This is a genomic window from Pseudomonas sp. SDT291_1_S447 (assembly GCF_054070155.1).
On sequence record NZ_JBSVXS010000153.1, the window covers coordinates 1 to 10,157 of the forward strand.

At 57.5% G+C, this 10,157-nt stretch carries 11 protein-coding genes; 3 read left to right on the forward strand and 8 right to left on the reverse strand.

Annotation, left to right across the window (positions count from 1 at the left end; genetic code table 11):
* Positions 1-247: 247 nt before the first annotated feature.
* Complete coding sequence (locus ACW9IR_RS26570) at positions 248-1,873, reverse strand: methyl-accepting chemotaxis protein (protein WP_110720795.1); 1,626 nt, start codon at positions 1,871-1,873, stop codon at positions 248-250.
* Positions 1,874-2,003: 130 nt separating this feature from the next.
* Positions 2,004-3,059: an amidohydrolase family protein gene (locus ACW9IR_RS26575; RefSeq protein WP_110720794.1), complete on the reverse strand. Its 1,056-nt coding sequence runs from the start codon at positions 3,057-3,059 to the stop codon at positions 2,004-2,006.
* A gap of 129 nt (positions 3,060-3,188) precedes the next feature.
* On the opposite strand from ACW9IR_RS26575, the gene ACW9IR_RS26580 reads away from it, so the two are divergent.
* Both ACW9IR_RS26580 and ACW9IR_RS26585 read left to right on the forward strand, forming a co-directional pair.
* A complete protein-coding gene (locus ACW9IR_RS26580; RefSeq protein ID WP_016986397.1) occupies positions 3,189-3,605 on the forward strand; it encodes an OsmC family protein in 417 nt (138 codons plus the stop codon).
* A 61-nt stretch (positions 3,606-3,666) separates the two neighbouring features.
* On the forward strand, positions 3,667-4,533 hold the full coding sequence (locus tag ACW9IR_RS26585; protein ID WP_457465605.1) for a pirin family protein: 867 nt from the start codon (positions 3,667-3,669) through the stop codon (positions 4,531-4,533).
* Between the two features lie 218 nt (positions 4,534-4,751).
* Here the strand turns inward: ACW9IR_RS26585 and ACW9IR_RS26590 are convergent, their stop codons facing one another.
* From ACW9IR_RS26590 to ACW9IR_RS26605, 4 genes are all read right to left on the reverse strand, one after another.
* The gene (locus ACW9IR_RS26590) at positions 4,752-5,480 is read right to left on the reverse strand and encodes a dienelactone hydrolase family protein (RefSeq protein WP_102900810.1); all 729 of its coding nucleotides are present in this window, start codon (positions 5,478-5,480) and stop codon (positions 4,752-4,754) included.
* 68 nt (positions 5,481-5,548) lie between these two features.
* Complete coding sequence (htpG, locus tag ACW9IR_RS26595; RefSeq protein ID WP_457465608.1) at positions 5,549-7,453, reverse strand: molecular chaperone HtpG; 1,905 nt, start codon at positions 7,451-7,453, stop codon at positions 5,549-5,551.
* Positions 7,454-7,535: 82 nt separating this feature from the next.
* The gene (locus tag ACW9IR_RS26600) at positions 7,536-7,988 is read right to left on the reverse strand and encodes a PaaI family thioesterase (protein ID WP_457465610.1); all 453 of its coding nucleotides are present in this window, start codon (positions 7,986-7,988) and stop codon (positions 7,536-7,538) included.
* Entirely contained in the window at positions 7,985-8,461 is a 477-nt protein-coding gene (locus ACW9IR_RS26605) for a PaaI family thioesterase (protein WP_102900809.1), read from the reverse strand. The genes ACW9IR_RS26600 and ACW9IR_RS26605 overlap by 4 nt, the downstream gene beginning before the upstream one ends.
* A 158-nt stretch (positions 8,462-8,619) precedes the next feature.
* Here ACW9IR_RS26605 and ACW9IR_RS26610 point away from each other — a divergent pair, with 158 nt between their 5' ends.
* Positions 8,620-8,856 (forward strand): hypothetical protein, encoded by a 237-nt coding sequence (locus ACW9IR_RS26610; RefSeq protein ID WP_102900808.1) that lies wholly within the window; start codon positions 8,620-8,622, stop codon positions 8,854-8,856.
* Positions 8,857-8,933: 77 nt separating this feature from the next.
* On the opposite strand, the gene ACW9IR_RS26615 is transcribed toward ACW9IR_RS26610, so the two are convergent.
* On the reverse strand, positions 8,934-9,335 hold the full coding sequence (locus tag ACW9IR_RS26615; protein ID WP_095119944.1) for an MAPEG family protein: 402 nt from the start codon (positions 9,333-9,335) through the stop codon (positions 8,934-8,936).
* A complete protein-coding gene (locus ACW9IR_RS26620) occupies positions 9,335-10,072 on the reverse strand; it encodes a DUF599 domain-containing protein (RefSeq protein WP_095119943.1) in 738 nt (245 codons plus the stop codon). The genes ACW9IR_RS26615 and ACW9IR_RS26620 overlap by 1 nt, the downstream gene beginning before the upstream one ends.
* Positions 10,073-10,157 lie beyond the last annotated feature (85 nt).

A 10,157-nucleotide genomic window follows, 5' to 3' on the forward strand; every position in this document is an offset into this window, starting at 1 on the left:
AGTCGATTATGGATTCACCAAAGAACACTCAGGTCGGCGTAACTCTTTAATCCCCCACGCTCAGTCTCCTCTCCCAATGGGAGAGGGAGCTGACCGAGATGTCTGGTGCTGTGCATCGACCTGCAAGATCGAGTCGATTAGGGATTCGCCAAAGCAAGATCAGGTCGGTGTAACTCGCCAATCTCTCACGGTCAGTCCCCTCTCCCCTTGGGAGAGGGTTAGGGTGAGGGGCTTTTGAAGGCGAAACTCAAACCGAAAACTTCGCCACCATGCTGTTCAAATCCACCGCCAACCGCGACAGTTCCTGACTCGCCGCACTGGTCTGATTGGCCCCCGCCGAGGTCTGCATCGCCAGATCACGAATGTTCATCAGATTGCGATCCACCTCCCGCGCCACCGCCGCCTGCTCCTCCGAGGCACTGGCGATCACCAGGTTGCGTTCGTTGATCAGCGTGAACGCCGAGGCGATCTCTTCCAGTGCAGTCCCGGCCGCCTTGGCCAACTCGAGCGTCGAACGCGCCCGTACATTGCTTTGCTGCATCGAACTGACCGCCGAATCAGTGCCCTGCTGAATCCCGCCGATCATCTGCTCGATTTCCTGGGTCGACTGCTGCGTGCGATGCGCCAATGCCCGCACCTCGTCTGCCACCACTGCAAACCCGCGCCCGGCATCACCGGCGCGCGCGGCCTCAATCGCAGCATTCAAAGCGAGCAAATTGGTCTGTTCAGCGATCGAACGAATCACATCCAGCACTTTGCTGATGCTGTAGACCTTCTGCGCCAGATCTTCCACCTGGCTCGCATTGGCTGTCACATCATCGGCCAGCGACTCGATTGACAACACCGTTTGATGCACCTGCTCGCGGCCATGCTGGGCAATACGATCGGATTCCCGCGACGCTTCTGACGTTGCCACCGCATTGCTCGCCACCTCCTCCACCGCAGCCGTCATCTGATTGACCGCCGTGGCCGCCTGTTCGATTTCCAGACTCTGCTGATGCAACCCGCGCGTAGCGTCTTCCGTGACGCAACTCAGCTCTTCCGAGGCCGAGGCCAATTGGCTGGAGGACTCGGAGATTTGCCGAATCGTGTCACGCAGGTTGTGTTGCATGCTCTTGAGCGCGTGCAGCAGTCGCGCCGGCTCGTCCTTGCCACTGATGTTGATATCGCCAGTCAGATCACCACCGGCCACCACCTCGGCGACACCCAGCGATTGCGCCAGCGGCAGCACGATGCTGCGCGTCAGCAGCAGGGCCAGGCCAATGGTGATCAGCGCGGTAACGCCGATCATCACCCCGACCCACACCCGCGAACTGGTAAACACCAGCCGCGCTGCTTCGGTGGCGAGATTGGCATTGTGTTTATTCAGCTCAACCAGTTCGCGCAAAAGCACTGCGATTTCGTCGGCCAAGGGACTCATCTGACCGTTGAGAATGGTCGCGGCCTCCTCGACCCGATTCTGCGCCGACAACTGCATGACCTGCGCCTGAAGCTCCAGATACTGATGCTCGGCAACCTTGAAACGGTCGAACAGCTTGCGCTCTTCAGGTAACACAATCAGCACGTCATATCGCTGCTGGGCTTCACTGAGCACATCGCGCAATTCATTGAGTTTGGCAACGTTCTGCTCGAGCGCCTGCGGATCACGATTGAGCAACAGCCGCATGGTCAGCGCCCGCAGGCGCAGCATGTCCTGACTCATCTCACCGACGGCCATGACGCTCGGCAGCCAATTGTTGTCGACCTCGTCGGACTGGGCGCGCATGTTCGACATTTGCAGCAGGGCGAACGCGCCCAGGGCAAATACCATTAACGCCAACAAGCCAAAACCCAGACCGGCGCGCGGGGCAATATTGAGACTACGGATACTCATTGCTCTGGTTCCTTCCAAAAGCGCTGCATCAACCCTGCAGCTGGTTGCTTTAGAAGGTATCGGCCCGGCGAAAAATTGCGTAAGACGAAAAGGCGATATCAAAAGGCCTTGATCGTTCGAACTGTCGGCATTAACGATTCAGCGCAGTTTTGCCGGACTTGAGCACCGTTCGCGGCAGGATCGCCAGGAAGTTATCTCGAGCGACTTTTTTCGCGACGTCCTCGGGCAATGCATCGAGGAACGGCTTGAAGCTGTGCATTTCCTCACCGAGTTTGTTGAATCGCCCGACTACGTCTGAACCCAGCATGAAGCGCTCCGGGTATTTCTCGACCAGCGCCAGCCATTCCGCGCGCGGCGTGCCCTGCTCGTCTAGCAGGTATGGCGTGAGCATGCTCCAGGACAAGTCGATAAACAGGTTGGGATACGCCTCAAGCATGCGCGTCAGCGTGGGCAGCAAGAAACTCAGTTGCGTCTGATGCCGATGGATTTCAGCGCTGGTGCCGGCGTGAGCCCAAATGAATCGCGTGTGTGGGTGATTACGCAGCGGCTCTTCGATTTCCTTCAGGTACAGCGGATTCTTCTCACGCTTGGAAGTGATGTTGGAATGCAGCATCACCGGTAGATCGTTCTCGGCGGCCAGGTGATAGATCTTGGTCATGGCTTCGTTGTTGGCACGCGGCGTATCGCCGGACGTCAGCGCTGTGAGGTCGTCATGGCGGGTGAACACCTCGCCGATGCCCTGCCACAGCCCTGGGTACAGATCGAGCATGCGCTGGATGTGCGCGGCGGAGTTCTTGTCGTTGGGGTTGAAGCCCGAGAGGAACGGATGAAAGTAGGGACGCTTCTCGGCTGGCAGCTTCTGCACCGCATCGGCAACGATCACATCAGTCGCGCTATACCAGTAAGCATCGGCGTCATCACCGGCGTAATAACGCGGGCGCTTTGGTTCGTCCTCATGCCACTTCTTCGCGACCGGAATGCCGGAAATCATCACATGCTCGATGGAATTGTCCTGCATGGCCGTCAGCAATTTCGCCATGCCCGCGCTTTCCTGGAAAAAATCCACGTAATGCAGGTGTGCATCGCTGTAGGTGTATTCGCGGGCGCTGACGTTGCCGGCAAATACCAACAAACAAGCAAGACTCAAACGATACAGGGACACAAGTAATCTCCGGCAAGTAGGCATAGCCTAGACCGCGCCCTGACAACAAGGGTTCATCCCCGCAGGAAAGTGGAACGCGTACCGGTGGGAATGCTCTATAACTGCAAGGTCTTGTTTGATCGAACGACTTTTCCTACTGCCTGTGAGGTTCCCATGACTGTTACCGTCAATACCGTCTCTGCCGAAGGTTTTCGTCACACTGTACAGATCGATGACCACGAATTATTTGCCGATGTGCCGAAATCCGCCGGCGGCGAAGGCTCCGCACCTGAGCCACACGACTACTTCGACGCCGCCCTTGGTGCCTGCAAAGCACTGACTTTGAAGATGTACGCGAAGAAGAAAGACATCCCGCTGACCGGCGTTGGTGTCGACGTCAAACGTGACAACAGCGAAGAACAAAAAGGCAAATACGTCCTGCACGTCACCCTCACCCTCAAAGGCGTGCTCACTGACGCCCAGCGCGAGGAGTTGCTGCGCGTCGCTGACCGTTGCCCGATTCACAAGCTGATGACCACCACTGACGTGACCATCGAAACCCATGCACCGCAGGGCTTCGACAGCCAGTAATCCTCCTCATGCCAGCGGCGGGTTATGCTTCTGGCATCACCCGCTCAGCCTGGAATGCACCATGGACACGCCACCTCTGATCATCCGCCCGCGCGCCGAAGACGTCGAAGGCCAGCCGATTCTGCGCCCCTTGCCGTCAGCCAAATGCCGCAGCGTCGGGCCGTTCGTGTTTTTTGATCACATGCTCGAGACGGTTTATCCGACGGGCAAAGGCATGAACATCCGGCAGCACCCGCACATCGGTCTGTCGACGCTCACGTATTTGTTTGAAGGGCAGATTCAGCACAAAGACAGCCTCGGCTCGGATCAGGTTGTTGGCGCTGGCGATGTCAGCTGGATGACCGCTGGCAGCGCGATTGCGCACGTTGAACGCACCCCTGAGCCGTTGTGGGACCAGAGCTTCACCATGCACGGCTTGCAGATCTGGCTGGCTTCGCCCAAAGATCACGAGCAAGGCCCGGGGCATTACAGTCATCACCCGGCGGCAACCTTGCCGTTCAGCGATAACCTTGGCGTACAGATCCGCATGATTGCCGGGTCAGGCTTTTGCCTGGAATCGCCGGTGCCGGTGCTTTCTCCTACGTTGTATGCGGAAGTGCAGATGCAGACCGCGACCACTTTGCTGATTCCGACCGAGCATGAAGAGCGGGCGGTTTATGTGCTGAGTGGGGATGCGCAACTGAATGGCGAGGCGATCGAGCCGCATGCGCTGGTGGTGCTGCCGGCCGGGGAAGAGATGAGCCTGTTTGCCGAGAGCGATGTGCACGCGGTGGTATTTGGCGGCGCGCCATTGGACGGGCCTCGGCGGATCAACTGGAATTTTGTTGCGAGCGATCCGGCGGCGATTGATGAGGCACGGCGTAAATGGACGGCCGGGGAATGGCCGACGGTGCCGGGGGAAGTTGAGCGGATCGAGTTGCCGCGCTGAAAAGCTACCCTCACCCCAGCCCTCCCGAAACGTCGGACCGCCCAGAGGGAGAGGGAGCCGACCGAGGTGTCTGGCGTCATACATCGACCTGAAAAATCTTGGTGATTATGGATTCACCCCGGGCACTTTCAGGTCGGCGTAATACCTGAGCATCCCCCAATCAGTCCCCTCTCCCTCCGGGAGAGGGTTAGGGTGAGGGGCTTTTGCTTTTCAGGCTTTCAGCCCTTGAACACTTCATCCAGCAAATCATGCATCGACTTGAACGCGCGCTTGGCGGTTTTCGCGTCGTACATCATCTTGCCCGGCACATTCGCATGCGGGTCAGTAAACGAGTGCACCGCACCGCCATAGCTCAGCAACTGCCAATCCACATTCGCCGCATTCATCTCATCTTCAAACGCAGGCAACTGCTCTTTCGGCACCAACGGGTCGGCAGCACCGTGCAGCACCAGCACCGAGCCCTTGATGTTCTGCGCATCCGCCGGGTTCGGCGAATCCAGCGTACCGTGGAACGACACCGCGGCCTTCACCGGCGCGCCAGTGCGCGCCAGATCCAGTGCACAGCAACCGCCAAAGCAGAACCCAAACACCGCCAGCTTCGAAGTATCCACCGCCGCTTCGCCCTGCTTCTGCAACTGCTCGAACGCTGCCTGCATACGCGTGCGCAGCAGCGCGCGATCATCCTTCAACGGCATCATCGCCGCGCCGGCCTGATCAGCATTCTGCGGACGCACCGCCTGACCGTAGACGTCAGCAATCAACACCACGTAGCCCTTGGCCGCCACCGACTTGGCGATCTCTTCTGCACCGGCGCTGACGCCCATCCAGTTCGGCGCCATCAACAAACCCGGACGCGCGCCCTTATGCTCGGCATCGAACGCCAGACGACCTTCATAAGGCTGGCCGTCAATCTGATAGACCACGGAACGTACAGTGACTTGGCTCATTTCTGACTCCTGATTGGTTAAACACCAGAATGAAAAAACCCGCCGAAGCGGGTTTTTCTACGACTTGGTTAAACCGACAGTTCAACCAGCAGCTTGTTCAGACGGCGCACATACGCGGCCGGATCTTTCAAGCTGTCACCCGCCGCCAGCGCAGCCTGGTCGAAGAGGATGTGCGACAGGTCGCCAAAACGCTCTTCGCTCTGCTCGCCATCGAGCTTCTCGATCAGCGGGTGGCTTGGGTTGAATTCGAAGATCGGCTTCGAATCCGGAACCTTCTGACCGCTGGCTTCGAGGATCTGGCGCATTTGCAGACCCAGATCCTGCTCGCCGATGGCCAGAATGGCCGGCGAATCGGTCAGACGATGGGAAACCCGAACTTCAGCCACGGATTCGCCCAGCGCAGTTTTCAGACGCTCGACCAGACCTTCTTTGGACTTGGCGACTTCTTCTGCAGCTTTCTTGTCCTCTTCCGAGTCCAGGTTGCCCAGATCGAGGTCACCGCGTGCCACGTCGACAAAGGTCTTGCCATCGAACTCGCTGAGGTAGCTCATCAGCCACTCGTCGATACGGTCGGTCAGCAGCAGCACTTCGATGCCTTTCTTGCGGAAGACTTCCAGGTGCGGGCTGTTCTTGACCTGCGCGTAGGTTTCGCCGGTGAGGTAGTAGATCTTGTCCTGACCTTCCTTGGCGCGGGCTAGGTAGTCAGCCAGACCGACGATCTGCTCGCCGTCGTCGCCTTGGGTCGATGCGAAACGCAACAGACCGGCAATTTTCTCTTTGTTGGCGAAGTCTTCTGCCGGGCCTTCTTTCATGACCTGACCGAAGTTCTTCCAGAAGCCTTTGTATTGCTCAGGCTCGTTTTTCGCCAGTTTTTCCAGCATGTCGAGCACGCGCTTGGTCAGCGCGGTCTTCATCGAATCGATGATCGGGTCTTTCTGCAGAATTTCCCGCGACACGTTCAGCGACAGGTCGTTGGAATCGACCACGCCTTTGATGAAGCGCAGGTACAGCGGCAGGAAGGACTCAGCCTGATCCATGACGAACACGCGTTGCACGTAAAGCTTCAGGCCTTTCGGCGCTTCACGCTGGTACAGATCGAACGGTGCGCGAGCCGGCACGTACAGCAGCGAGCTGTACTCAAGCTTGCCTTCGACTTTGTTGTGGCTCCAGGCCAGCGGATTTTCAAAGTCGTGAGCGATGTGCTTGTAGAACTCCTGGTATTCCTCGTCCTTCACTTCAGTGCGCGGACGGGTCCACAGGGCGCTGGCGCGGTTGACGGTTTCCCATTCAACGGCCGGAACCTCTTCACCTTCGGCAGCTGCAGCTTCTTTTGGCAGCTCGATCGGCAAAGCAATGTGGTCGGAGTACTTCTTGATGATGTTGCGCAGACGCCAGCCATCAGCAAATTCGTCTTCTGCTGCTTTCAGATGCAGGACGATGCGGGTGCCGCGTTCCGGTTTTTCGATGGTGGCGACTTCGAACTCGCCCTCGCCTTTCGACGACCAGTGCACGCCTTCGCTGGCCGGAGTGCCGGCGCGGCGGGAGTACACATCAACCTGGTCGGCAACGATGAAGGCAGAGTAGAAGCCGACACCGAACTGGCCGATCAGGTGCGAATCTTTCTTCTGATCGCCCGAGAGATTTTTCATGAAATCAGCGGTGCCGGATTTGGCGATGGTCCCCAGGTGGGTGATCACATCGTCACGGTTCATGCCGATACCGTTGTCTTCGAGGGTGACGGTCTTGGCGTCCTTGTCGAAGCTCACACGGATTTTCAGATCAGCGCCACCTTCGAGCAACTCTGGCTTGGCCAGGGCTTCGAAGCGCAGCTTGTCGACAGCGTCAGAGGCGTTCGAGATCAATTCGCGAAGGAAAATTTCCTTGTTGGAATACAGCGAATGGATCATGAGGTGCAGCAGCTGCTTTACCTCGGTCTGGAAGCCCAGGGTTTCCTTTTGAGTTTCCACACTCATGGTCATCAAACTCCAATCAGATGGCAGTGGCCGCGACCCGAAATGGTCGGCGGCGGGTTGTCTTGTGAGTTTGGGGCGCTGTTCAGGATTTCAAGGGCTCATCGATTTTGAAGTGTGCACGAGCGGTGGCGATCGGTTCGCCTTCGGTACTTTGCCAGGCTGTGATGGCAACGTTGGCAACACGCCGGCCCTGGCGGCAGACCTGACACTTGGCCCAAGTATCGCGAAACTGCCCGGCGCGCAGGTAATCGAGGGAGAAGTCGATGATCTTCGGCACGCCGGGCGCGCCGGTGAAAATCAACAGATGCAGGGCAGCAGCCAGCTCCATGAATCCGGCAATCACCCCGCCGTGGATGGCCGGCAATAAAGGGTTACCAATGTTGTCCTTGTTCGCCGGCAGCTTGAACAACAGTTCATCGCCAACGCGCGAACATTCAATGCCGATCAGACCGGCGTACGGGATCAGTTTCAGCAACGGCGCATAGTCGCCTTCCGCATGGGCCTGTTGCAGTTGTTGCTTGAGGTCTTTGCTCACCGACTTTCTCCCTTGATCGCGCCGCCGAAACCTTTGGTGCCTCTAAGGCCCTTGCCCATGCGCATGAAGGTACCGACAACATGGGCGATGGGCTGCTCGGGATCATCCTGGTAAGCGAAGCCACGGGCGAAGATCACATCGGTGGTCACGCGATAGCACTGGGCGAAGCCATACACCGCTTTATTCGGCTCCGCGGCGTGCATGTAATCGATGCGCAGGTCGAGGGTCGGGCAGACCTCGAATTCCGGCAGCACGCACAACGTCGACATGCCACACGCGGTGTCCATCAACGCCGTAATCGCGCCGCCATGGATCACCCCGGTTTCCGGGTTACCGACGATTTGTGGGCTGTACGGCAGGATCACTGTCAGGCCTTCGCTTGAGGCGCTGTGCACCTGTAAACCCAGCACCTGACAGTGACGCAACGCCGATAGAAATCGCGTCGCACGCTCAAAAACGGGGTTTTCGGCCATATGATAATTACTCTCGTTAGAGCCTTTTGCCAGTAGTAAGCAAAACAGCAAAAGTTCCGTGTAAAAACAAACTTATATATCTGAAAGAAATGAGGAACTTAACCTGTAGCGCCGAGTTCTTAAGGCCAGTAGTTATTTTCCATAAGGAGAAACACCCCATGCGTAAGACTTTTGCTATTGCCTTGATGTTGACCGCTTCCCTCGGTCTCGCTGCCTGCGATAAAAAATCCGAGGACAAAGCTCAAGATGCCAACCAACATGCTGAACAAGCTCAGCAAGATATGAACAAAGCTCAGGATAAAGTGAACGACGCTGCGAAAGAAAACGCCGAAGCTGCCAAAGCTCAGGCTGAATCGAACCAGGCCGCACAAGAAGAAGCTGCCAAGAAGCAATAATTTGCTTTTTGCTGCAGAAAAAGAAAACCCGCCAAGTGCGGGTTTTCTTTTGCCTGCCATTTAGCGGCGCGCTCGACTTAGAGCAAGACAGTTCTAAAAGTCGGACTAATCATCAGCAACAGCGAACAGACTAAACCAACTAGCCATACCAGACTGCGCAGCTTGGGCAGATCGGCCAGATAGAACCACAAGTAGAGGATCCGCGCGATCACGAAGATGATCGCCAATGTATCGATCAGCCAGCCTGCCGTTTGCGTGGTGTGCGCCATCAACACACCGACTGCGAACAGGATGAAAGCTTCGATACTGTTCTGGTGAGCCGCCAGCGCCCTCGCACCGTAACCGGTCAGTTGCGCCTGTTGCTGGCGCGGCAGGTGATTGTTGTACCCCCCCTGCTCTTTCATCGCTTTGCCCACCGGCATACGCGCGATATAGATCATCAGTGCACTGATAAACACACACCAGAACGGAATACTCATCAAGCAGCCTCTTTGTTCGCCTCGGGGATGGGCGCCTCTGTAGGGGTATAGACCATTACATCGAGAACGTCGGAATGAAACTCGCGGCGGTACAAGACCAATACCACCCCGGCGCTCATCAGCATGAACAACCACGGGCTGACGAACCACGCCAGCATGGTCATGCCGAAGTAGTAAGAGCGCAGCCCGAAGTTGAACTGGTTAGCCGCCATCGAAATCACCCGTGCCGCCCGCGCAGCGAACGCCTTGCGCTCCTGTTCGGAAACATGTCGCTCACCGATCATTGGCGCCGAGCCGACCAAAACCGCCGCAAAATTGTACTGACGCATGCACCAGCTGAAAGTGAAGAAGGCATAGACGAACACCATCGCCAGACACAGCAACTTGATTTCCGACATGCCCTGCGATGCCTGCTGCACCATCGGGATGTCTGCCAGCAACGACACCGCCCGTTCGGATGCACCGAGCACGGTAAGAATACCGGCGAGGATGATCAGCGTGCTCGAGGCGAAGAACGAAGCGTTGCGCTCAAGGTTGCCGATCACGCTGGCATCGGCAATGCGGTTGTCGCGCAGCAGCATGCGGCGCATCCAGTCTTCGCGGTACAGGTGCAGCACGCTGGCCAGGCACGCGGTGTCGCGACCCTTCCAGGACGCATAACGGGTATAACCGCCCCAACAGATGACAAACCAGACGGCGGCGAGCAGGTGGATCAGGTTGGCTTGGATGAACGACATGCAATTCCCTGTGGATATAGATGCTGTACCTGTAGGCCTTCGCCTGCTCGCGATAGCGGTGTGTCAATCACCATTGAAGTTGCCT

Excerpts from the sequence above, each read along its gene's own strand:
- ACW9IR_RS26610 (WP_102900808.1), top strand. The coding sequence starts at position 8,620 with ATGCGTAAGACTTTTGCTATTGCCTTGATGTTGACCGCTTCCCTCGGT.
- ACW9IR_RS26615 (WP_095119944.1), bottom strand. The coding sequence starts at position 9,335 with ATGAGTATTCCGTTCTGGTGTGTGTTTATCAGTGCACTGATGATCTAT.
- ACW9IR_RS26570 (WP_110720795.1), bottom strand. The coding sequence starts at position 1,873 with ATGAGTATCCGTAGTCTCAATATTGCCCCGCGCGCCGGTCTGGGTTTT.
- ACW9IR_RS26580 (WP_016986397.1), top strand. The coding sequence starts at position 3,189 with ATGACTGTTACCGTCAATACCGTCTCTGCCGAAGGTTTTCGTCACACT.
- ACW9IR_RS26605 (WP_102900809.1), bottom strand. The coding sequence starts at position 8,461 with ATGGCCGAAAACCCCGTTTTTGAGCGTGCGACGCGATTTCTATCGGCG.
- htpG (WP_457465608.1), bottom strand. The coding sequence starts at position 7,453 with ATGAGTGTGGAAACTCAAAAGGAAACCCTGGGCTTCCAGACCGAGGTA.
- ACW9IR_RS26620 (WP_095119943.1), bottom strand. The coding sequence starts at position 10,072 with ATGTCGTTCATCCAAGCCAACCTGATCCACCTGCTCGCCGCCGTCTGG.
- ACW9IR_RS26575 (WP_110720794.1), bottom strand. The coding sequence starts at position 3,059 with ATGCCTACTTGCCGGAGATTACTTGTGTCCCTGTATCGTTTGAGTCTT.
- ACW9IR_RS26585 (WP_457465605.1), top strand. The coding sequence starts at position 3,667 with ATGGACACGCCACCTCTGATCATCCGCCCGCGCGCCGAAGACGTCGAA.
- ACW9IR_RS26590 (WP_102900810.1), bottom strand. The coding sequence starts at position 5,480 with ATGAGCCAAGTCACTGTACGTTCCGTGGTCTATCAGATTGACGGCCAG.